Here is a 21,437-nt window from a genome sequence, read left to right as displayed (position 1 = left end):
GGCACATCAATCATGACTTTTCAAACATCTTCTTAGAGAAGTCGGGATTTGCAAATACTTTTTAAGGGGACAAAGCTATGTCATTACTAGATGACTTAATCAAAACCTATTTTAATAAAGATTTAGCAACAGTATTTACACAAGTTGGGATTGAAAGTGCAAAAATTACCGATATCAATCGGCAAATTCTCAAAGAAGTTACCCTGGCTCAATGGTTACTAGAGTCTTCTAGAGGTCAAAGTGATCTTGCTGTCAATGCTAACAATTTTGCCGGATTAAAATGGCGAGTTCCTGACATGAAAGGTTTTGCCGAACCGTTAAAAATCAAAGTTCCTTCTGAGCTAGAAGAAGTAGAATTTTGTAAGTTCCAAGATATTGATGCCTTTATTATTGGTTATTGGAAGTTTTTAACCCGCACTCCCTATAAAGGCTTAGAAGATTACACCAATACACCAGAAAACTTCCTTGGTTTTCTCAAGGGTAAAGGCTATTCATCTGATCCTAACTATGTTAATAAAGTTGTAAATTTGCTTCCAGAGGCGCAGAATTTATTGGCTAATGCAGGTGTAGTTGTTATTGCCCCGGTAGAAAAACTACAGCTAATTCGTGCCCCTCAAGAAGTGGAAGTAGGACAAAGTTTCCGGGTTGAAGGTATAGCTCGTTTAGCTGACAGGGGCAAAATTTTATCGGTGATGATCGATAACAGATTTCCAGCCCCAAGTGTAGCAATTAGTCAGGATGGCAAATGGCAATTTGATTTAGTCTTTAAACAAGAAGGCGATCGCACCATGATAATTGCTGTTGAGGATCAAACTCTAGAGATTAAAATTAAAGCTATCGTTCCTTTCGATCACAAGGACGATGAGAACACTCAACAACCTACAGCATCCAGCTTACCAGGAGCGAAGGTAATTAAACTCAGTGGTAGTGTAGGAATTGGCGGAGTCAATAAAGATGATGATGTTAAGGCTATTAAGGCACGATTGTATGAGCTAGGCTACAAATGGGTAGGTGATCCTAACAGTGCAGATAGAGACAGAGGACTATTTGACGCAATCAAATTATTTCAATCAATTATTGCTGGTCGCAGTACTCTTAAAGGTGATGGTCGAGTTGATGTTGGTGGCATAACTCATCGATGGTTGCAAGCAGCTAACGCACCACGGTGGGAGTTGATGCCAAAAAGCGACCCTGATAATGGTTTCGTAAACGGTGAACTGGAAGACACCCAAGATAACCACGATTTTGGAACACACTGGTTAGCTGATGTGGTCAAAGAAATTGCCCAAGACTATCAAAATAGTTATCGCAATACTCATCCCAAAGCTGCTCCGTTCACAATTAATGATGTTAGCCTGCCTTATGGAGGCGATACTCCCGACCATCAAGGGCATGAAACTGGCATGATGTGCGATGTTTACTTACCCAAAAAGAATGGAGCTTTTGGCGGCGTTTTTTGGTCGAATTCTGAATATGATCAAGATGCTACGCGAGCTATTCTCAAGTCTATTCGCAAGCAAAAGTTGGTAAAGGCGGGGGCCGTTTTCTTCAACGATAAAAAGCTAATTCAAGAGGGGCTTTGTACCCAGATGATTGGTCACGATCATCATATTCACTTTGAAATTAACCCACCAGTCAGAAGCTAATAGAGAATCCGGTGTTTGGTGTGTGGAAGATTTGCTGACAGAACAACTTTTACAACTTCTGTCCTGCATAAATTGATCGCACTTCGCCATTACGCCGGATGACAGCTTCGCCATTACTAACATCTACTAATGTCCAACCACTTGAGCCGATACTTTCACCCATATTGATGCGGCGAGTCACGCCATCGATTTTAAACAAAGCGGCGGATTTATTGCCCAACTCTAGCAATCCTTCTAAGGTATTAGTGGGAGCCTGTGCGATCGCAGTTGCCGGATATACTTGTTCCTGGGTAATAGTTGGTTCTGAATCTGGGGCGAGGGCTGCACGCAATGGAACTACTGGTAATGCAGGTAGAGGCTTGGGTGTTTGCCGCACGGTAATGGGTGCAGTTTTCCCAGCCACAGGTTTGAGTTCGGCTCGTACAGCAGCAGCTAGCATATTAACGTTTACAGGCTTGCTAGCTTGTCGCACTGTATTCAAAGCATTTTTCACCACATTAGGTTGAGAAGCCTGTAACGCACTGGCAACTTGTGGTAAAAGTTTAGGAGTCCCAGGAATCGCTGGGAGGGCATAGCGCATTGGCGACGGCGCTTGATAAACGGGAACGTAGATGCGCTCAACAACGTTTCCAGAACGGTTAGGGGCTGGTGGTGTATTGTTAGCTAGAAGTGGAAGTGCTGGTAGATTACCAGATGCTTGCCCGTTACCAAGGGCTATTTGGTTAGTATTTGCCTGAGTGGAGAATCCCGTACTGACAGATTTTTGATTGCTTTTGGCTCCTTGCTTATCTATAACTGCCAGCGCTCCCAGCATGTAGTCAACTAACTCTGCCTCAATTTCTGTTTTGACAGGCAACTGCGACTGCGGTTGCTGCACTAAAAGCGCTGACTCAGGCAATTTGCTATTTAAAAGATATACGACTCCAGACTGTACCAGGTAGATCATACTAGCGATCGCCACGCCTAAAGTTGTTCCGACAATCAGCAGTTTGCCCAAAGCAGGACTAGTTTTCTGACGCTTTCTACTAACTGATTTAACAGTGGCGCTGTCAAACACAACAGTACTCAAGTGCTTGTGCTTATCTTGAGCAGCTGACTGCACTGTTTGGTTAAGTTTGTTGGGTAAAATAATCTGCGGTATAGTAACTGTTTGCAGAGGCACGTATTCTGTAGGCGATTGGGAAGAAACCCCAGCAAAAGACTGGCTCGATTTATTCTGCTTAGTGTGCCTAACAGTTTGAGAGGGCAGATTATCACTAACATCCAGAATGTAGTCGATATCGGCAAAGAGTTCATCCATTAAGCCATCAGCATAGTTTTCTATCGACCAAGGCTCGTTGGCGATTAAGTCTTCTGATGGTTCCGGTACTATGAGACGGGTGCTGGCTTCTTTTAACATAGACGTTCTGGGTTGTTGCTAGGACGGGGAAACGCCGCCCCTACTGCCTGGAAATTATGATTATTAATGAAACATCCAATTCTCGTCCTATTGAGACGAGTTGCTTGAGTGTTGGTATTAAAGTCAACTTTCATCTGGGGATTGTTGATGATGGCAGTACTAATGTTTATGTCATCTATCATACCAATCCCCCCGCTTACTACTATACTCAGTCTTTATGAGCTTGGTGTTAAGCTAAAGCTGGAAACTCTGACTGGCTCTTGCTTCTACGCAATTCTAGATATAATAATAAGGCATTAATATCCGCTGGGTTTACACCACCTATACGTGCAGCTTGACCAAGAGTGAGTGGTTTCACGTGAGTCAGTTTTTCCCGTGCCTCTTTAGAAAGAGTATCAATTGTTGTGTAATCCAAATCCGCTGGTAACTGGCGGTGCGCTTGGCGGGCAATTTGGTCAATTTGATTTTGTTGCCTAGCGAGATAGCCAGAATACTTGATGTCAATTTCTGCACCTTCTTTCTCGGCGCGGTTGAGGTTGGGGTTTCCCAATCCGAACCTGTCGAGGTCAACGTAATGGAATCCCGGACGGCGCAGCAAGTCATTAAGGGTAATGGAACCTTTAATTAATTGTTGGGTATTAGATGCGATCGCTATTCCAATTTCATCATGTTCTTTAACTCGTGTGGCTTGCAATCTTTGTTTTTCTGTGGTGATATTACCCTGTTTTTGAGTAAATATATCCCAACGGCGATCGTCAATTAAACCAATTTCTCTTCCCAAGGGTGTCAAACGTTGGTCGGCATTGTCAGAACGCAATAGCAATCGGTACTCAGACCTACTGGTAAGCATCCGGTAAGGTTCCCGCAGGTCTTTGGTACACAGGTCATCAAGTAGCGTCCCAATGTAACTTTGCTCGCGGGCAAAGACAATCATCTCTTGAGAGCGAACAAACCGAGCTGCATTAATTCCTGCTACCAACCCTTGGGCTGCGGCTTCTTCGTAACCTGTGGTGCCGTTAATCTGCCCAGCACAAAACAGTCCCGCAATCTTCTTAGTCATCAGTGTGGGGTAACACTGAGTTGCTGGTAAATAGTCGTATTCCACAGCATACGCCGGACGCAGCATCACACATTTTTCCAAACCGGGGAGAGTCCGCAACATTTGTAATTGCAAATTTTCTGGTAATCCTGTGGAAAACCCTTGGATATAAAGTTCGGGTATATCCCTTCCTTCTGGTTCAATAAAGATTTGATGGCTTTCCTTATCAGCAAAGCGGACAATTTTATCTTCAATACTGGGACAATAGCGCGGCCCTTTAGCTTCCACCCAACCGCCATAAACTGGCGACAGGTGTAAATTATCCTGAATTAAGCGATGGGTTTCGGCGGTTGTGCGGGTAATGTAGCAAGGCATTTGTTCCCGTTCTACCCACGCCTCTGGGTCAAAACTGAACCAACGCACATCTTCATCCCCTGGCTGGATGAGCATTTTACTATAATCCACCGATCGCTTGTCTACCCGTGCTGGAGTTCCAGTTTTGAGTCTTCCGGTTTCAAATCCCAGGCGATTTAGGGTTTGTGTCAAGCCTTCAGCCGCAAATTCTCCAGCCCGCCCGGCTGGCATTGATTTGTTACCAACCCAAATTTTGCCTCCCAGGAAGGTGCCAGTTGTCAAGATAACTGCTTTACATTGGAACCCTACACCAAAATAAGTTTCAACGCCGATGACTTCACCATTAGCGCCCAGCACCAAGTCAGTTGCCATACTTTCGCGGATTGTCAAGTTTTCTTGGTTCTCAACAATATTTTTCATCACCGCTGCATATTCGCGCTTGTCCGTCTGGGCGCGTAATGCCCAAACAGCAGGCCCTCGTGAAGAGTTGAGGATACGTTTTTGCAGGTAGGTACGGTCTGCTACTTTACCAATTTCTCCGCCAAGTGCATCTACCTCATGAGTCAATTGGGATTTAGCCGGGCCACCCACCGCTGGGTTACAAGGTTGCCAAGCAATTTTATCCAAGTTGAGCGTCAATAGCAGGGTACGACAACCGAGGCGTGCAGAGGCGAGAGCCGCTTCGCAACCGGAGTGACCTGCACCGACGACTATGACATCAAAAGCGTCTTGAAATTCAACGGAATTGTGCATGGTCATACTTACAGGATCGGCAAGCTTAGAGTTCTTTTCAATTTTAACTGTTCCAGTGATTTCATGGATGTATCTTTCTAATAAAAAAGTTATCAAATTTACTAGTACTCAAATAGAAGCTAGTTTCTATTTTTAAACTTGAGTATTAGGCAAAAAAGATTATATTTTTTAAATTTTATGGCAATGTTCCGGGTTGCTGCTCAAAGCTATTGTTCACATGGTTAGCAATCAAAACAAAATAATTGATTACTATGTTTTGTATAAGTTGTACATAGCTGTAAGCAAATATCAGTGATTTATCTATATTTCTATTCTTTATATTCTTAACTCAGTAATAACAGATATTCTCAAGAAATCAATTTTATTTAAATCAACTAAGCAATTATTTAAAAATGAAATTCACCTTCAAAAAGAAAAAACCACTTAATAGAATTATTAGAAAGATAAGTTTCATTAGTATAGTTATCTTGATAATTTTTATATTAGTAGCTAGCAATGAGATTACCCATCATAAAGTTGCTATAACTGCCCAACCATTAAACGGATGCTTGAGTAATAATTCATTAACTTGTACAGATACCTCTAAAGAGACAATATCAGAACCATTTATTCCCAACCCAAAATTAAATCATAAACAGCGCTTTTTATCTGCGATCGCTAGAAATTTAACCATAATTCCCCAGCCTGGTACTTATGAATATATTTTGCTACGAGCTTATGGTGCAGTCTTTGTAAATCAAGATATCGGGATGAAACTGCCACCAAAACATATCTTTGCCAATGAACAAGAAACCCAAGATTTTCAAGCTACTTTAACAATGGTTCATGTCGATGGTACTAGAGACTGTTACTTACAAAAATCGGCGGCTGAGGCTTTAAATAAAGCGCGATCGCTACAAAGAATTCCGCTAAAATCTGGTTATGGTTCTGGTGATTGTACTCGCACTTTCAACACGAATTTAAAATTTTGGTATAAATATGCCAACAATCAAGTTTTGGCAAAAGTTAAAGAGGGAAAAGAAACAAAAATTCTCGGTTTAGTTGCACCTCCTGGAACTTCACAACATCTCTGGGGATTAGCAATTGATTTACGCGTAGGTAGTAAAGAACAAAGAAAAGCTCTTAATCAAAATGGTTGGTTTCAAACTGTAGAAAATGATATTCCACATTGGACTTATGTAGGTTTATCTGAAGAGAATTTACCTCTGTTTGGCTTTAACAAACAAGTTGTCCGTGGGATTACTTATTGGATTACGCCATTATGATTTTTAGATAACATCAAAATTTGGAAATACTAACCTATAATATATATTTTCAGGGATTTAGCTATGCAAAACGAAGCTGCTAACGGTCTATTTGCATACCTGTATCTCACCGGATTGAAAATGGCTATAAGCTGGTGAAAAAGAGTGTAGAGACGTAGTATTGCTACTTCTTTACAAGGCTTTTGGATAATGCATATTTAATTTCTGGAGATGTCTCCATTCAAAATCAAACTCTTGATTTTCTATACTCCCCTCTCCAAAATGGAGAGGGGGTGGGCGTGAGATTACGCCGGATAAATCCGCAATCTTCTATTTGGTTCTTCGCCAAAACTATGCGACTTGAGGCGATAATGTTCTACCAACTCATGTTGCATTTTACGGACTTGGGGAGAACGCGGTAATAACTCGACTGGCTGTCCTTTCGGAATCACAATTTGCTCAACAGCAAGTCTAGCTTCTTCTAAAGCATCCATCTCATCATCGCTACCGTTATGCAAAAATAGTTGCAGTTCTCGGTCATCGGCCATTTCTGGGTCATCGATGTTCAATAAGCGCCGCAAACCACGGGTGATTTGGGGAATGGTGCTGGACTTAATCATGTGGATGGGTACATGACGCGCTTTAGCCATTTGGCGTAATTTGGCGTGGTTTTTGACGTGCGATCGCAGTGCTAAAATTGCATCAGCACTATCTATATCTTTTGTCAATACCACGGGCAAAGTTAGCACACTAATTACCTGTTCCAGTTGGTGGCGGCTAACGCCATAAGGGTAAACGTGCAATGGCAAATCTTCACCATTGGGCCCTGGTTGTCTAGTAGCAGCATCCAAATCAATGCTTTCAGAATAATTGAAGGATTCATCCAGCAAACGGTCAAACTCACTGCGTCCAGTTACCCGCTCTACAGGCAATTGCGGCAGTGCTACCATTTGTCCAGATGAACGCCAGCCATTAGACGCCCGCGCCGGTGGGAAAGAATCCTCCACTGTCCCTAGCTGTCCACCACGACCGTTGACAACAGCTAACTGCCTTGTAACAGCAACTTTGCCGTGGTCATCAACGGTTCTCGTTTGTGGGCTAGGCTGACGCCCCCGCAATAGATTATCTACGGTGTCAGCAACACTTTCGTGTACTGTCCAGCGTTGGCGTTCCAACATTTCCACAGCAATTTCAAAGGTAGGAGGGGCTTTCCGCTCCAAAACAGTCTTTTGACTGCCCCGGCGTCTGGCTTCGTCGTCTCCCAGTGTCACAGCTTGGATACCCCCAACTAAATCAGCCAAGGTGGGGTTTTTAATCAGATTTTCGATCTGATTTCCGTGGGCAGTACCTACCAACTGTACACCCCGTTCCGCAATGGTACGAGCCGCTAAAGCTTCCAGTTCTGTGCCAATTTCATCAATGACAATGACTTCTGGCATGTGGTTTTCCACTGCCTCAATCATTACCTGATGCTGTTGATCTGGATGAGCCACTTGCATCCGCCGAGCGCGACCAATGGCGGGGTGAGCAACATCACCATCCCCAGCAATTTCGTTGGAGGTGTCAATAATCACTACTCGCTTGTGCAGATCATCCGCCAAAACACGGGCAATCTCCCGTAAGGCAGTAGTTTTGCCCACGCCTGGACGCCCCAGCATGAGAATCGATTTACCAGTTTCTACCAAATCGCGGATCATGCCAATGGTTCCGAATACCGCTCGACCAACGCGACAGGTCAAGCCAATAATCTTACCCGTGCGATTGCGGATGGCGCTGATCCGATGCAAAGTTTGCTCAATTCCTGCCCGATTATCTCCGCCAAAGATTCCGACTCGTTGAATGCAATCATCTATCTGTTCTTGAGTAACGGGTAATTCGCTCAAATACTCAGCTTGATTGGGAAAGCGAGCCTCTGGGCGACGACCCAAATCCAAGACCACTTCTACTAAAATATCTCGTTTGGGATGACTCTCTAGTACTTGTCGCAGGTCTTGGGGCAAAATGTCTAATAACTTTTGGAGATCGTCTGTAATCGTCATGCTTTCTATGGGAGAGATAGCGAGGACATTTGCGTGCAGGAGAATCCGCCCTAGGTATTTTCCGAACGAGCGATTAACGCTCCTGCTGTGACTTGATTTGGGAAACGAGAGAATGGGCAAGTTCTACAGCTTGCCAAAGTAATATGTCATCTTCTTCTAGGCGAACAGTCGCCTTCATATTTGTGTTACTTACCTCCTTATTCTCTAACTGTTCGAGAATTGGTGACAGCAGTACACGGGCGTAGCTACCGTAGGCGACCCCGGCGATGGAGGCGGAGGGGCAGAGGGGCAAAGGAGCAGAGGGGGAAAATTCTTGCTTTTCCCCTGCTCCCCTGCTTCCTTGCTCCCCTGCCTCTTTGAGTAGTCCCATTGCCTTTAACTTAGCAACGGTATAGCTATTAGTGCCGCCTGCTAACTGCACATATCCCGGTAACTTTGCTGCCAAAACTTTTTGCCCTAATTTCACCGCAGCTATTGTAGTGCCATCGCCAATATCACCACTCATAGGACGACCGTCGGTCTGCCAAATTAAAGCACCCTTGAGTGGGGCAATCAGGTCATACAGCGCTTTCAGGTAGTCAGTCATCCCCTCGCCATCGGGACAGCTGATGGCTAGTAACTTTAGTTGATCGGCCCACGGTGAAATTGCTTGCCATAATTGCTCAAATTCTGCCAACCGCCCAACTTTTGTATGGATTTCTACGGCATCTACTCCCGTTGATATTACCAACGGCGCGATCGCTGCCGGCGTTGACACATACGATGATGTATAGATCATATCGTATGGACAAATTGGTATGCAACGACCGCAGCCATAGCACTTTTCGGATACTACTCCCGAAAAGTCTTCTTTTCTACTGTTAAACACAATTGCTTGTGCGGGACAAATCCGTTCACAGGGTCTAGGGCAGTCTGTAGGACACTCACTAGGATTAAATTCTGCTTTCCGAAAATGGGGGTCTTCTCCATCGTTCAGGCTAACCATCAAAAAGGGTGAGTTGCCTCTTTTGCCAAAGCCTCGCTTTTGGGCATCCATAGCCAGAGATTTGGCTACTTGTAGCCCTGCTTGCGCTGCTGCAATCACCGCTGGATCAGCTGCAACATCTATGCAGTCAGCGCCCGCCAAAGTATAGGCTAACGTTAAATTTCTGACTGCCGGCAAATGCTGGAAGCTGGCTCCGCAGATCAGCTTGAACCAGTCACCTTGTTTGAGAGATTGTAAAGGGGCGAACAGATCAGTCACACTTCTATTATGCGTTTATGCGACTAAAAATAGTAGTCTGTGATCAAGAAAAAGTCCGGATTTCCTGATTCAGGGATTGGGTAAATCGGAACCCCCTTTGGGGATAAGGGGTAATGGGGATTAGGGATTGGGGCAATCCCTCTCTGAAGAAACACATTCCGTGGAGTGAGAAATAGGGATAATTTGGGGCATTGGAATTGGGCGAATGACACTAAGTTAATATATAGCCCTTGCCCTAGCTGCTTCCTAGCCTCCAGGCTGGGAACGAGGCAACGAGGCAATACAAGACTTTGGGCTTATCTTAGTGCCATTCGGGCATGGAGCATTTGGAATTAGTTATTTCTCCCTCACTCCCCTCTTTAAAATATCCATAGGTTCTTAGAACCTGATATAAATATAATACTACGGTTAGTTTATCGGAAAATAGCTTTTATATAATATGGTGTCTTTGTACACAAGCTTGTCTAGCTCCAGCAGTAATAATACTAAGCATTTTTTTGCCCGTAGGTCATTTTTACCAGAGCATCAAAACGGACTTTGGAAGATTGAAACGGGTTTTGTCCGAACTTTTACCTATCTGGAAGATGGTACAACTGTCGCTCTGGGCTTGTGGGGCCCTGGAGATGTCGTTGGCAGAACTTTGTCAAAAATAGAACCTTATCAGATGGAATGCCTAACTAAAGTGGAGGCAACAGTTTTACCTTTAGAAGAGTGGACTGAACTAACAGAAACTCTACTTGCCCATATTCAACAGGCTCAAGAATTGATGATCATTCGTAGCCATAAAAAAGTGGATACTATGCTCATCAAATTGTTGGCATGGTTATCCAAAAAGTTTGGTTCGGAAGTTGAGAAGGGACGTTTAATAGATATGCGTCTGACTCATGAAGACTTGGCAGAAATGCTCGGTTCAACTCGTGTGACTATCACTCGTGTTCTTGGGCAGTTTGAGCAAGAGGGCTTGATTAATCGTCTCTCGCTACATCGAATTGTGTTGCGAGAAGAAGAAATTTGGTACTACGAAATTTAGATTATTTCAGCATTCTGAATTCTTACCTTAGCGATCGCTATAAACGCTAGACAAATCTAGCCAAATCGGTAGCCCCAGTTTTTCTAAATAACTCAGGCTAGAGTATAGTTGCTTGGTTCTCCCCCACAAATCTAAGTCAAACCAGCCGTCATCTTCGGTATCGGGTTGAAGTATAGCACTGGTAATATTAACTGTTAGTCCATAACGAGCAACTAACTCGGAAATCACCGGTTCTTCGTAATAGGATTTTAAGACGCACAGTTGCAAGCGCAATCGATTGGTTTGACCAAGAGAAATCCATTGCTGGAATTGTTCTTGCCATTGATTTGTCAGCCATGCAGAGTCTTTGGGATTCAGTTTGCTAGCTGGATTTGGGAAAGGCAAGGAGTGTTGGTTGAGTTGAATGTGGTTTGCGATCGCTAGTTCCAGCAAATTCACTCCCAATTCTTGCAAGTAAGATAGGCTATTTGTCAGTTTTTGAGGATTTCCTGAAAGCTCCAAATCAAACCAGCCATCGCTGTCACTGTCTGATGTCAGGGATGCAGCTTTGATATTGACGGTTAAACCATAACGAGAAACCAGTCGAGAAATTACAGGTTGCCTGTGATACCGTTGAGGCACAAGAATTCGGCTGTGGACTGAAGTGGGTTCTACAGATTTACTCTGAGACATCAGATTAATTCCAATACTACTCGGTTAAGAACTTTAAACTCAGAATTTGGTTTGGGGAAAAGGTTAAAGGCTTTTATTTAAATACGGTAACCTTATCGGTTTAATGCACTTAATTGTTATGTAAAGGAGGTTCTCACAAAGAACGCAAAAAAACAATAAGTGAATACACGTAAAAAACTTACTTTATGTGTATTAAGCCATAAAACGGTTGGCAATTCAATACATCTTGTAGTGATGATGTATGTTATAAGAATATTTAAGTGTTTCCACGACTTTAAGCAATACTGCTCGGTTAAACCTAAAAAAGCACTCTGGGGTAGGTTTGCTTGAGGAAGAAAACCCAACATTTTCAAGGCTTTGTTGGGTTTCACGACCTTCAAACCAACCTACGAATCTTCAAACCTACGCAGTATTGATATAGTGAGAGATTAAAAAAAAGCACAGCTAGCTGTACTTTTCGCTGCATATTTTTATAGCCTTTACCAATCAGTTGCTTTAGTGTCATCCCAGACTTCCAATTCTAAGTCATGGAGATAGGTTAACCCGCTCTCAATTTGTGCGTCTGTTCCTTGTAGTTCAAGGTCAAACCAACCATCACCGACAGCATTGGCTCCCAAAATTGCTGCCGTGATATTCACAGTCAGCCCATAGTCAGACACCAGGCGAGAAATAACTGGTTCCTGGTGATAATCCTTAGGAATTCTGAGTCGAATCCGTTTATTGGTAAGTGTATTTTCAGTAGCCATATCTGAGTTATTCTTATCCCTGATCGGGATTGGTACAGAACTACCCTTAACCCTAATGGTAATTTCCTGATAGGTACTAAGTAGATTGCACCATATCCCATGATTTGCTTGTATCCTATTCAAAGGATAACTATAATCGCTTGATTTTTCTATTCAACATCTTTAATGCGGGTTTTCCGTTCTAGAATCTCTTTCAGCACTAGGGTTACGACTGCTAGCAACGCTAACAGTACAGCCGCAGAGAAAGCAGCTTCAGTTTCATATTGTTTGTAAGCATCTTCTACAAACAGTGGTAGGCTTTGGGTTTGGTCAGCAATGTTGCCAGATACCACTGAAACCGCTCCGAATTCACCCATTGCTCTGGCATTGGTCAAAATTAAACCGTAGAGTAAGCCCCACCGGATACTGGGCAGGGTGACGCGCCAAAATATCTGCCAATCTTTCGCACCTAGAGTTCTAGCAGCTTCTTCTTGATCCTTGCCAAATTCCTCTAAAACAGGAATCACTTCCCGCGCCACGAAGGGCATACTCACGAAGGCTGTAGCCAACAACATACCTGGAAATGCAAAGATAATCTTGATATCAAGTGCCTGGAGCCAAGGGCCAAACCACCCATTCCGTCCGTAAAGTAGCACAATCATTAATCCTGCGACTACGGGCGAAATCGAAAAGGGCAGGTCAATAATGCTCAATACTATGGCGCGTCCAGGGAATTTATGACGAGCGATCGCCCAAGCTGCACATAGCCCAAACACAGTATTCAAGGGCAGAGAAATCACAGCCAACAATAGCGTTAGCCAAGCTGCATGGAGAAAGGCTGGTAGCGTTAGGTTGGCCAGAAATGGCCCAACTCCTTTGCTGAAGGCTTGGAAAAAAACGTTGATTGCAGGGATGTATTGAACTAGAGCTAAATAGGCGATCGCTATGCCAATCAAAACTATTGGCACCCAACTCTTCTGTTCTTTCGGCTTGGCTGTATTTGTATCAGATGTAGATGAGTGAAAACTTGGTTTATCTGGTGTCATATCGCCTTGCCCATGCTTGTAAGAAATTAATTGCCAATAGCAGTACCAACGAAATTGATAGTAAAACTATGCCAATTACTGTTGCACCAGAATAGTCATACTGCTCTAAGCGTTGGAAAATTAGTACAGGTGCGATCAAGTCTTGATAGGGCGTATTGGAAGAGATAATCACAGTTGACCCATACTCCCCAACTGCACGAGAGAAACCCAAAGCAACACCAGTCAAAATCGTCGGAAATAAAGGTGGCAAAATCACCTTCCAAAATGTCTGCCATTGAGAAGCACCCAGACACCAAGCAGCTTCTTCAATTTCCTGTTCCATTTCTTGAAGCACGGGTTGCACGGTTCTCACGATAAAAGGTAGTGAGATAAATATCATTGCCACCGCTACTCCCGTGCGGGTAAAAGCTACTTTAATTCCCAGTGGTGCTAGTAGCGAACCTATCCAACCGTTATCGCTGTAAACTGTTGCCAGGGTTAGCCCTGCTACCGAAGTTGGTAGTGCAAATGGTAAATCCACTGTGGCGTCAATCAAACGTTTTAAGGGAAAGTCGTAGCGAACTAGAACCCAGGCAATGAGAGTTCCAAATATGCCATTCAGGAAAGCCGCAAATAGGGCTGTAACAAAAGTTACGTTATATGTCGCTAATGCGATATCACTGGTTGCGATCGCCCAAAACCTAGATGGAGGTTCTGTACCTGCTTTCAGGAACATGGCAATGATGGGGATAAACAACATCACCGTCAGGTATCCAATGGTGATTCGCCAAGTCCAAGGAACCCGCCCGAATTTCTTCCAAAACGGTGTTTTGCATTCAATTTCCACACCAGGAGATACAGTCGTCACGTCGCTTCGCTCCGAATTCAAAATTCAAAATTCAAAATTCACAATACTCATAAATAAATTTACTTGCTCTGTATTATGAGTCTGTTTCGGTCAGTATTCGTAATTGTTAATTCGTAATTCCTATAGGACTTACACACTCTCTACGAATTACATAGCTTGCTTCTCGCCATTCGCGTAGCGTCTCCTAAAGAGAGTCATTAAGAATTACGAATTACAAATTACGAATTACGAATTATTTAGTTACCGTTTATTTTTGGGCTTGAATCTTGTCAAACACGCCCCCATCTGCGAAGAACTTGTTATCAATTGCTTCCCAACTGCCAAAGTCTGCAACTGTACCCAAAGTTTTCACTTTGGGAAATTTATCTGTGACTTCTTTAGTTTGAGCTAAAGTCTCATCTACCGGTCGGAATCCCAATTTGACAAACTCTTGCTGTGCTTCTGGAGTGTAGAGGAATTTGACAAATCCTTCCGCAACTTCGCGGTTGCCATGCTTATCAACGTTTGTATCTACCACAGCGATCGGATTGTCAATGGATATATTCACATCGGGAACGACATACTCAACCTTTTCGCCCTTTTGCTGTGCCAAAATAACTTCGTTTTCGTAGTTGATTAAGACATCTCCCTGGCCTTGCTTGGCGAAGGTATCAGTAGCTTCCCGCGCATCTTTAGGCAAGATTGGCACATTTTTGTAAACTTTAGTCACAAATTCAGTAGCTTTAGCCTCATCGCCACCTGTTTTAATCACAGAATCCCATAGTGCTAAGAAATTCCATTTAGCAACGCCTGATGTTTTGGGATTAGCAGTAATCAATTTCACACCATCTTTGGCTAAATCTGGCCAGTTCTTGATGCCTTTAGGATTGCCTGAACGAGTTACTAATGCTGCAACCGATTTGGAGACAATACCATTGTTGGGAACTTCTTTCTCCCATCCTGGTTGAATCAATCCAGCCTTCTCAATCTTTGAAGTGTCTCCAGCTAGCGCCAAGTGGACAACATCTGCTTCCAAACCATCAATAACAGCGCGAGTTTGAGAACCAGAACCGCCATAGCTTTGTTTGAAGGTGACAGTTTGATTATGATCTTTCTTCCACTGTTCTACAAACTTAGGAATAATGGCTTCGTGAGCGGCTTTGGTAACTGCAAAAGAAACTAGGGTTATTTCAACATTTTGCTTACTTGCAGCTACAGGACTAGCAGCAGGAGCTTCTGTTGAAGAATTATTCCCAGTTTCACCAGAGCAGGCGGCAAGTGTCACACTCAATAAGGTTCCTACCAAAAAGAGTGATACAAAGCCTTTGAGCGAATTTAGTCTGAACCGATACTTTAAGTGTTCAGCAGTCGCTTCTAATCTTTTCAGTTGGCGTTGCCACAAACTCATTCCATTTCCTCCACTAAATCTACAAATAATCGATGGGAATACAGTTATATACTGTTTATAATACTGGATGATTTCATGTATCCAGTCGCAAATATCAAAAAACCTCAGATTCTTTATCAAGAATATGGTGATTCTACCAGTTATGTGAGGAATTACAAATGCTTTTATTTTCAACTATCAAGTTGTCATCACAATCAGCTACTTGGTGTATCAAGCAACTTGCTAGGTAATGACTAGTTTTTGAGGATAGTTTGTTTGTTATAGCGTAGGTGTTGCCCGTCGTAGAAATCAGCTTCGCTCAACGCAGTGCTACAAAATCAAGTAATGTCTTTAGTGCAAGGACGATTACTGTAATGAGAAATATACGCCGCAACCAGATGTTGCTGAGTCTGAGAGCAACTCGCGATCCGACGATTCCACCAACGAACATAGTAATACTCAGAATAATACCTAGTTTGTAATCGATTATTCCCTGTGTAAAGAAAATAATGGTGGCAATCAGTGAAGAAAAAATGTTGATAAACTTTGTATTTGCGATCGCTTGCACAAATGTCATCCGAAATAGACTGACATAAGCTGCTGTGAGCATGGTGACATAGCCACCACTAAAGAAACCACCATAAACACCAAGCACAAAAGTAGCTACATATCCACCAATTTCTGCTATTTTTGATGGTTTCCCTATTCTTGAAACAATTCCAGCATTCCGATTAGTGATTGAAAACACGGCAACCACAATCATCAAAACTGAGATAATCAGAGGCATCGATTTTGAAGGTACAACTAAAACAAATAATGCACCGATAATTGAGCCTAAAAGTGTTAGAGAAATCATGATTGGCAAGCGACTATGGTCAATTGCTTTTTTGCCAATAAAAGGCAATGTACCACCAACACTCATAAAAGTTAATGCCAACATATTAGTGGCAAGAGCAATGCGCGGTTCAATACTCAATTGCAACATTACAGGGACGGTAATTAAAGAAGTACTTCCTGTAATGACACTTATTACACTTGTTATAAAGAAAACTGTAATGAGGAAGAATAATTCAGGAGTAGTCATTATAAATTATATTTTTATGTTGTTAGCAATACATTTTTTGTAGTGATGATTGCAGTAGACAAAAGATATCTAAAGCTCTTGCTATAAAAGATTTACAGCCTTTTCTAATTATATTAATATAGATAAAATCCAGTGTAAAGGTATAAAATATATACCAATAAAAGCGGTATTTTATATATAAATTGGTAACAACTAAGTTGGGAAAATTTGTATAAGTTGGTAAATTACAACAGTGAAACATGTCTGTTGTAGAGAAAGTTTTTTATGGGTCAATACGCTTGGGTTAAGGGCTAATTGTACAAAAATGTAGGTTTTCAAGACGCGATAAATCGCCGTCTCTACAAGTGTTTTGGTCTTATCTAAACTGTATTGGTTTATAGGTGTCAACTGAAGGTAAAATCCTTCATCATTTCATCTATTTAAAGACATCACAGACACGATTTTCTCCGCTTCATCTACCGTGATTTTCGCTAGCCCAAATTGTTCAATTACCGCTGCATTCGTCGTCAAATGCCTACTCACTTCAGCCACTCGATACTGACTTTCCTCTGATGCTAAAGCAGCTGGTAATAGTAACTGATCTGCTAAATGTTCATCTACTGCTGCGCCGGTGTGATGAAACTCAAGCAGCTGATGACAAGCAATCTCTGCAACTGTCTCCGCCGACAACCGTAATCGCCCAAATCCACCAAAGCCAGTCAAGCTGTTCTGATATTCAGCAGTTAGGAAAATACCCGCCCCAGGTGCTACACCTCTTTCTCGCAAGGTCTGTACAGCAACTTTCAAATTGGCTTCCCGTAACAAATTTTCGGCACGATTTGCCATCCGTTGGGGAATATGGGAAGGCAATTCTGTCACCACTGCTAGTCCCCGCACCCGTTGTAACTCTCCCCGTTCCAACAAGTTGATCCCACCGAGTTTACCGCCGCCATCAACCTGCAACTGTACCTCACCCCCACCTTGGGGATACCACCCCCAAGCGCCTAATTTGACTTGGGCTTCTACACCCATGCGTTGCAGTATGGGCAGATAAACTTGCTCTATGTACGTCACTGTCGGGCTAAAGTTAACGTGAGTTCCACCCTTTAGTGTTACCTGGGAATTACCAGATGCTAGTGCTAAAGGTAAGAGAATTGTCTGTAAAACTAGAGCGATCGCACCCGCAGAACCACCTTGTTGTGCTTTACTAACATCAAAGGTATAAATTCCAGCTTGCACAGCACTACCTGGGATGAATTCCAGCAGCATTGAACCCAAAGCATCACCCCGTAGTTGGGCATTACAAATTCTACCCGCAGCCCGAACGGCTGTTAAGTGTTGTGCTGCTAATCCTGGCTTTTTGCGTCCAGCGCGAATGCCTGTAATTCGTATGGGTTCGCCAGTGATGGCGGCTAGACTTAAGGAAGTGCGGAGAACTTGTCCGCCTCCCTCTCCGTAGGAACCGTCAATTTCAATCATGGGCGATTTTGGGATGTTGGATTTTGGGTTCTCCCCACGGCTCTTAAAATCAAACCACAAATTATAAACGCTCAACAACGAGCTTTTTGGAGGGAGGTTACACAAATATACAGAGAAAGTTCTGATAGATGTTTCTGTAGTTTGCTAATTTACGGGATGTGCAACTTAATATTTTGACCTCACTTCCATTCCCTAGTATAAAAGGGGGTTGGGTTTGAGCAAAAGTTGCACATGGCGTTAATTTTGAACTTTGAATTGAAGAACTTTGCTTTTACCGGGGTTCATCAACCCATAAGGATCAACTATTTCTTTAAATTTTAATTGCTCAGGATCAATTACTTTTCTGCCTCCCTCTTCAATAATATACGTGTGGGGATTGGCAATACTCACACCCTGTTCTTCGTGATAGTGGATAATTTCATTGAGGCGTTCTTCGGTGGTGTAGCGTACAAGTTGCAAAGCACCAGGAACTACGGCACCGTTTACCCGAAAAAATTCCAAATGCATCATGACTTCATCACCAAAGTGATGATACATGTGCTCTACTAGTTTTAAACTGCGTTCGCTAGGAAACATACTTTGTAAGTAGGTAATTGCAGTATCTACACTCCGAGCATGTAAGGTAGTGTGGTTCCAAGTAAATTCTGCTAAATGTATACCTTTGGCTGCTTCTTCGGCTGGTTTTTTGTATGTGATTTTGCCGCCATATTGCTGCACCAAACCTGCTAAGAATTCCAAACTCAGTTCGGAAATTATCAAAAATACTGGGTGAGTCCCTTCAGGAATGTACTGTTGTAGGGCGTGAAAATATTGGGGAATTTGGGATGCAAAGACAGAAATCAACTTTTTAATCATGCCATCAGCATTACCAAGAGCCTGACCAAACTTTGCGGCTGTCATAAACTCGTCAAATGTCACAATGACTTCTGCCCAAGGATAAGCTGGTGCTAAGGGGATTTCGACTTCGGTGATGATGCCGTTAATTCCCCAAGCGTGATTCACCTTTTGTACATCGTCGCCGCGTAATTCGATCGCACGGGGTTCATCTTCTACAGTTATTACTCGCAGTGCTAAGATATTACCGCGATCGCCTAGTAACCCATATTGGATCGAGCCGATGCCACCACTTCCCCCAGCAATAAACCCGCCAATTGTCGCTGTGCGGTATGTGGAGGGGGCCATACGGATTTCCCAGCCGATTTCTCTGGTTTTTTTATCCAAAGCCGCCAACTTCACCCCAGCTTCTACCCGCGCCACCCCCGGTTTTACCCAAGGAATCTCTTGCATCCGCGTCATGTCTAAAATTACGCCACCATGCAACGGTACACATTGCCCATAATTCCCTGTTCCCGCACCCCGCACAGTTACAGGTACACGATGTTTCGCGCAGGCGGCTGCAACTTTTAAAACCTCTGCTTCATTGGCGGGACGCACTACGATATCCCCCACTTTTCCCTCTAGTTTCGGCACTAGTACTGGACTAAAGGTGTGGTAATCCTGGGATAATTTTGCGACTTGGGCGGAATCGGTGATGGTTTCTATCCCTTCTAGAGAATTAATCAGGTCATCCGATTTTATCGTCATAGCTTATATCCTTTTTTTAACGCAGAGGAACGCAAAGGTTTACGCAGAGGAGTTAATACTCTGTGCCCCTTTGCGCTTCCCTCTGCGCCCCTTTGCGTTTAAAATCTTAATTCTCATGTTTCACAGCACTTTCATGCCACTTACTTAATATAAAGGCAGATAGGGCACTAAAGTTGAAATAGGTTGAGCAGATTCCGGTCAACGCTGTTGAGTCCTAGTACCACAAGGCGGAATTCGTAATTCGTAATTCGTAATTCGTAATTCGTAATTCGTAATTAATTGTTTGCAAGGGTTTCAGACGTTTAAGATGGGTGGCTTATTTACGCCGTGCGGTACTAGTGTAGTGTTAGATACGATGGGGAAAAGGCGACAATCCAGGCACAAACTACTAAGGCGGCGAAGGTGTTATTTTTTAGCCAGAGAATTATTAAGGGTGCGATCGCAACTATGAAAACAGCGCTCACACATCAAACTGCTTTACTATTTACATGTTCTATGATGCTGGTAGCTTGTGTTAAAAGTGGCAGTAATTATGCAAATAATCCAACAGCGACAACAGGTGCGGCTAATGCTATTCCTATTGGTATTGCCTTTGCACAAACGAGCAATGTAGCATTACTTGGTCAAGAGGGAACTGATGGAGTAAAAATTGCTGAGAAATATTTTAATAACAAAGGAGGTATCAATGGTAGACCAATTAAATTAGTCTATCAAGATACTGGTGGCGATGAAGTTGGAGCCATTAATGCTTTTCAAACTTTAATTAGTAAAGATAAAGTTGTTGGCATTGTTGGCCCTACCCTATCACAACAAGCTTTTAGCGCTAATCCCATAGCAGAACGCAATCAAGTCCCAGTTATTGGAGCATCAAATACTGCTAAAGGTATTCCCGAAATTGGTGATTATGTGGCTCGTGTTTCTTCATCTGTTGCTGTTGTCGCTCCTTATTCGGTGAAAGCTGCGCTCAAACAAAATCCTCAAATCAAAAGAGTCGCTGTATTCTACGCTCAAAATGATGCTTTCAATAAGTCGGAAACAGAAATATTTCAGAAAACAGTTACAAATTTAGGATTGGATTTAGTCACAGTCCAAAAGTTTCAAACTACAGATACCGACTTTCAAGCTCAAGCCAGCGATGCTATTAATTTAAAACCAGATTTAGTGATTATATCTGGGTTAGCTGTAGATGGAGGTAATTTAGTTAAACAATTACGAGAACTTGGTTATAAAGGAATAATTGTTGGTGGCAATGGTTTTAACACATCCCATATATTTTCTGTGTGCAGAGCGCTTTGTGATGGCGTGATTGTGGCTCAAGCTTATAGTCCTATATATACCAGTGAAATTAACACAGCATTTCGCAAAGCCTACCTTGAACAATATCAGAGAGAACCACCCCAAGTAAGTGCTCAAGCTTTTACTGCTTTACAGGTATATGTAGAAGCGCTTCGATCTTTAGATAAAAAAAGCAACATTAATCAATTGAAATTACCACAATTGCGTACAGAATTGAATAAGGAATTACTAACAAAAAAGTTTCAAACTCCTCTCGGTGAAATTGCTTTTACACCAGTAGGTGATGTAATTCAAAAAGAGTTTTATGTTGCACAACTCAAGATGGAACCAAACGGTGTCAAGGGTAAATTTTCTTTTTTAAGCATAAAATAGTTGCATAGGGTTGATAACCATAATCTGCTAATAAAAATACCACTGGTTGAAAACCGCCCTGCTTTTGAATAGCAAATGGTTCAGACGTAATATAACCTTGTTGGACTGAGTTTTTGTCAATCAGATTTGATCTTCGGCAAAACCATACTTTGCTTCGAGTAAAAGACACTAGTACCGCAAGGCGGAATTAAAAATTAAAAATTAAAAATTAATACAGCATAAGTGTTTCGTTGATTTGGA

At 42.7% G+C, this 21,437-nt stretch carries 18 protein-coding genes; 4 read left to right on the top strand and 14 right to left on the bottom strand.

Going from position 1 to position 21,437, the window contains the following annotated elements; genetic code table 11:
• Positions 1 to 77: 77 nt before the first annotated feature.
• Positions 78 to 1,646: a glucosaminidase domain-containing protein gene (locus ACWATR_RS28485; RefSeq protein ID WP_460339514.1), complete on the top strand. Its 1,569-nt coding sequence runs from the start codon at positions 78 to 80 to the stop codon at positions 1,644 to 1,646.
• A 49-nt stretch (positions 1,647 to 1,695) separates the two neighbouring features.
• Here ACWATR_RS28485 and ACWATR_RS28480 read toward each other — a convergent pair whose 3' ends face one another.
• The 3 genes from ACWATR_RS28480 to mnmG are packed head-to-tail and all read right to left on the bottom strand — an operon-like array spanning position 1,696 to position 5,197.
• Positions 1,696 to 3,045 (bottom strand): hypothetical protein, encoded by a 1,350-nt coding sequence (locus ACWATR_RS28480; RefSeq protein WP_460339512.1) that lies wholly within the window; start codon positions 3,043 to 3,045, stop codon positions 1,696 to 1,698.
• The gene (locus ACWATR_RS28475; protein ID WP_460339510.1) at positions 3,039 to 3,227 is read right to left on the bottom strand and encodes a hypothetical protein; all 189 of its coding nucleotides are present in this window, start codon (positions 3,225 to 3,227) and stop codon (positions 3,039 to 3,041) included. Before ACWATR_RS28475 ends, ACWATR_RS28480 begins: the two co-directional genes overlap by 7 nt.
• 47 nt (positions 3,228 to 3,274) lie before the next feature.
• Positions 3,275 to 5,197, bottom strand: a complete 1,923-nt coding sequence (mnmG, locus tag ACWATR_RS28470) for a tRNA uridine-5-carboxymethylaminomethyl(34) synthesis enzyme MnmG (protein WP_460340736.1) — start codon at positions 5,195 to 5,197, stop codon at positions 3,275 to 3,277.
• Between the two features lie 386 nt (positions 5,198 to 5,583).
• On the opposite strand from mnmG, the gene ACWATR_RS28465 reads away from it, so the two are divergent.
• Positions 5,584 to 6,456, top strand: coding sequence for a D-alanyl-D-alanine carboxypeptidase family protein (locus ACWATR_RS28465; RefSeq protein ID WP_460339508.1), 873 nt, complete (start codon positions 5,584 to 5,586; stop codon positions 6,454 to 6,456).
• 284 nt (positions 6,457 to 6,740) lie between these two features.
• Here ACWATR_RS28465 and ACWATR_RS28460 read toward each other — a convergent pair whose 3' ends face one another.
• Together ACWATR_RS28460 and ldpA are read right to left on the bottom strand one after the other, a co-directional pair.
• Positions 6,741 to 8,474: a R3H domain-containing nucleic acid-binding protein gene (locus ACWATR_RS28460; RefSeq protein ID WP_460339506.1), complete on the bottom strand. Its 1,734-nt coding sequence runs from the start codon at positions 8,472 to 8,474 to the stop codon at positions 6,741 to 6,743.
• Positions 8,475 to 8,547: 73 nt separating this feature from the next.
• Positions 8,548 to 9,717, bottom strand: coding sequence for a circadian clock protein LdpA (gene ldpA / locus ACWATR_RS28455; RefSeq protein ID WP_460339504.1), 1,170 nt, complete (start codon positions 9,715 to 9,717; stop codon positions 8,548 to 8,550).
• A gap of 439 nt (positions 9,718 to 10,156) precedes the next feature.
• Between ldpA and ACWATR_RS28450 the strand changes: the two genes are divergently transcribed.
• The gene (locus ACWATR_RS28450) at positions 10,157 to 10,747 is read left to right on the top strand and encodes a Crp/Fnr family transcriptional regulator (RefSeq protein WP_460339502.1); all 591 of its coding nucleotides are present in this window, start codon (positions 10,157 to 10,159) and stop codon (positions 10,745 to 10,747) included.
• 27 nt (positions 10,748 to 10,774) lie between these two features.
• On the opposite strand, the gene ACWATR_RS28445 is transcribed toward ACWATR_RS28450, so the two are convergent.
• The 9 genes from ACWATR_RS28445 to ACWATR_RS28405 all read right to left on the bottom strand — a co-directional run bounded on the left by ACWATR_RS28445 (position 10,775) and on the right by ACWATR_RS28405 (position 19,993).
• A complete protein-coding gene (locus tag ACWATR_RS28445; protein WP_460339500.1) occupies positions 10,775 to 11,419 on the bottom strand; it encodes an NIL domain-containing protein in 645 nt (214 codons plus the stop codon).
• A gap of 479 nt (positions 11,420 to 11,898) precedes the next feature.
• Complete coding sequence (locus ACWATR_RS28440) at positions 11,899 to 12,165, bottom strand: NIL domain-containing protein (protein WP_460339498.1); 267 nt, start codon at positions 12,163 to 12,165, stop codon at positions 11,899 to 11,901.
• A 149-nt stretch (positions 12,166 to 12,314) separates the two neighbouring features.
• Positions 12,315 to 13,190, bottom strand: a complete 876-nt coding sequence (gene cysW / locus ACWATR_RS28435) for a sulfate ABC transporter permease subunit CysW (protein ID WP_460339496.1) — start codon at positions 13,188 to 13,190, stop codon at positions 12,315 to 12,317.
• On the bottom strand, positions 13,177 to 14,037 hold the full coding sequence (gene cysT / locus ACWATR_RS28430) for a sulfate ABC transporter permease subunit CysT (RefSeq protein ID WP_460339494.1): 861 nt from the start codon (positions 14,035 to 14,037) through the stop codon (positions 13,177 to 13,179). Before cysT ends, cysW begins: the two co-directional genes overlap by 14 nt.
• Before the next feature lie 247 nt (positions 14,038 to 14,284).
• Positions 14,285 to 15,424, bottom strand: a complete 1,140-nt coding sequence (locus tag ACWATR_RS28425) for a sulfate ABC transporter substrate-binding protein (RefSeq protein ID WP_460339492.1) — start codon at positions 15,422 to 15,424, stop codon at positions 14,285 to 14,287.
• A 298-nt stretch (positions 15,425 to 15,722) separates the two neighbouring features.
• The gene (locus tag ACWATR_RS28420; RefSeq protein ID WP_460339490.1) at positions 15,723 to 16,487 is read right to left on the bottom strand and encodes a sulfite exporter TauE/SafE family protein; all 765 of its coding nucleotides are present in this window, start codon (positions 16,485 to 16,487) and stop codon (positions 15,723 to 15,725) included.
• Positions 16,488 to 16,898: 411 nt separating this feature from the next.
• Positions 16,899 to 17,945, bottom strand: coding sequence for an RNA 3'-terminal phosphate cyclase (gene rtcA / locus ACWATR_RS28415; protein WP_460339487.1), 1,047 nt, complete (start codon positions 17,943 to 17,945; stop codon positions 16,899 to 16,901).
• Positions 17,946 to 18,182: 237 nt separating this feature from the next.
• Positions 18,183 to 19,529 carry an FAD-binding oxidoreductase gene (locus ACWATR_RS28410; protein WP_460339485.1) on the bottom strand — a complete coding sequence of 449 codons (1,347 nt, stop codon included), beginning with the start codon at positions 19,527 to 19,529 and terminating at the stop codon, positions 18,183 to 18,185.
• Between the two features lie 335 nt (positions 19,530 to 19,864).
• Positions 19,865 to 19,993 carry a hypothetical protein gene (locus ACWATR_RS28405; protein ID WP_460339483.1) on the bottom strand — a complete coding sequence of 43 codons (129 nt, stop codon included), beginning with the start codon at positions 19,991 to 19,993 and terminating at the stop codon, positions 19,865 to 19,867.
• On the opposite strand from ACWATR_RS28405, the gene ACWATR_RS28400 reads away from it, so the two are divergent.
• Positions 19,977 to 21,197 carry an ABC transporter substrate-binding protein gene (locus ACWATR_RS28400; RefSeq protein ID WP_460339481.1) on the top strand — a complete coding sequence of 407 codons (1,221 nt, stop codon included), beginning with the start codon at positions 19,977 to 19,979 and terminating at the stop codon, positions 21,195 to 21,197. The genes ACWATR_RS28405 and ACWATR_RS28400 overlap by 17 nt on opposite strands.
• The last annotated feature ends 240 nt before the right edge of the window (positions 21,198 to 21,437 follow it).

The sequence above is a fragment of the Nostoc sp. UIC 10890 genome, assembly GCF_054786515.1.
Note: the sequence above shows the minus strand (reverse complement) of the source record. Positions and strands in the feature narration are given on the sequence as shown.

Excerpts from the sequence above, each read along its gene's own strand:
- ACWATR_RS28465 (WP_460339508.1), top strand. The coding sequence starts at position 5,584 with ATGAAATTCACCTTCAAAAAGAAAAAACCACTTAATAGAATTATTAGA.
- ACWATR_RS28480 (WP_460339512.1), bottom strand. The coding sequence starts at position 3,045 with ATGTTAAAAGAAGCCAGCACCCGTCTCATAGTACCGGAACCATCAGAA.
- ACWATR_RS28425 (WP_460339492.1), bottom strand. The coding sequence starts at position 15,424 with ATGAGTTTGTGGCAACGCCAACTGAAAAGATTAGAAGCGACTGCTGAA.
- ACWATR_RS28400 (WP_460339481.1), top strand. The coding sequence starts at position 19,977 with ATGAAAACAGCGCTCACACATCAAACTGCTTTACTATTTACATGTTCT.
- ACWATR_RS28475 (WP_460339510.1), bottom strand. The coding sequence starts at position 3,227 with ATGATAGATGACATAAACATTAGTACTGCCATCATCAACAATCCCCAG.
- ACWATR_RS28410 (WP_460339485.1), bottom strand. The coding sequence starts at position 19,529 with ATGACGATAAAATCGGATGACCTGATTAATTCTCTAGAAGGGATAGAA.
- mnmG (WP_460340736.1), bottom strand. The coding sequence starts at position 5,197 with ATGACCATGCACAATTCCGTTGAATTTCAAGACGCTTTTGATGTCATA.
- ACWATR_RS28440 (WP_460339498.1), bottom strand. The coding sequence starts at position 12,165 with ATGGCTACTGAAAATACACTTACCAATAAACGGATTCGACTCAGAATT.
- ACWATR_RS28450 (WP_460339502.1), top strand. The coding sequence starts at position 10,157 with ATGGTGTCTTTGTACACAAGCTTGTCTAGCTCCAGCAGTAATAATACT.
- ACWATR_RS28445 (WP_460339500.1), bottom strand. The coding sequence starts at position 11,419 with ATGTCTCAGAGTAAATCTGTAGAACCCACTTCAGTCCACAGCCGAATT.
- ACWATR_RS28420 (WP_460339490.1), bottom strand. The coding sequence starts at position 16,487 with ATGACTACTCCTGAATTATTCTTCCTCATTACAGTTTTCTTTATAACA.
- cysW (WP_460339496.1), bottom strand. The coding sequence starts at position 13,190 with ATGACACCAGATAAACCAAGTTTTCACTCATCTACATCTGATACAAAT.
- ACWATR_RS28485 (WP_460339514.1), top strand. The coding sequence starts at position 78 with ATGTCATTACTAGATGACTTAATCAAAACCTATTTTAATAAAGATTTA.
- ACWATR_RS28460 (WP_460339506.1), bottom strand. The coding sequence starts at position 8,474 with ATGACGATTACAGACGATCTCCAAAAGTTATTAGACATTTTGCCCCAA.
- rtcA (WP_460339487.1), bottom strand. The coding sequence starts at position 17,945 with ATGATTGAAATTGACGGTTCCTACGGAGAGGGAGGCGGACAAGTTCTC.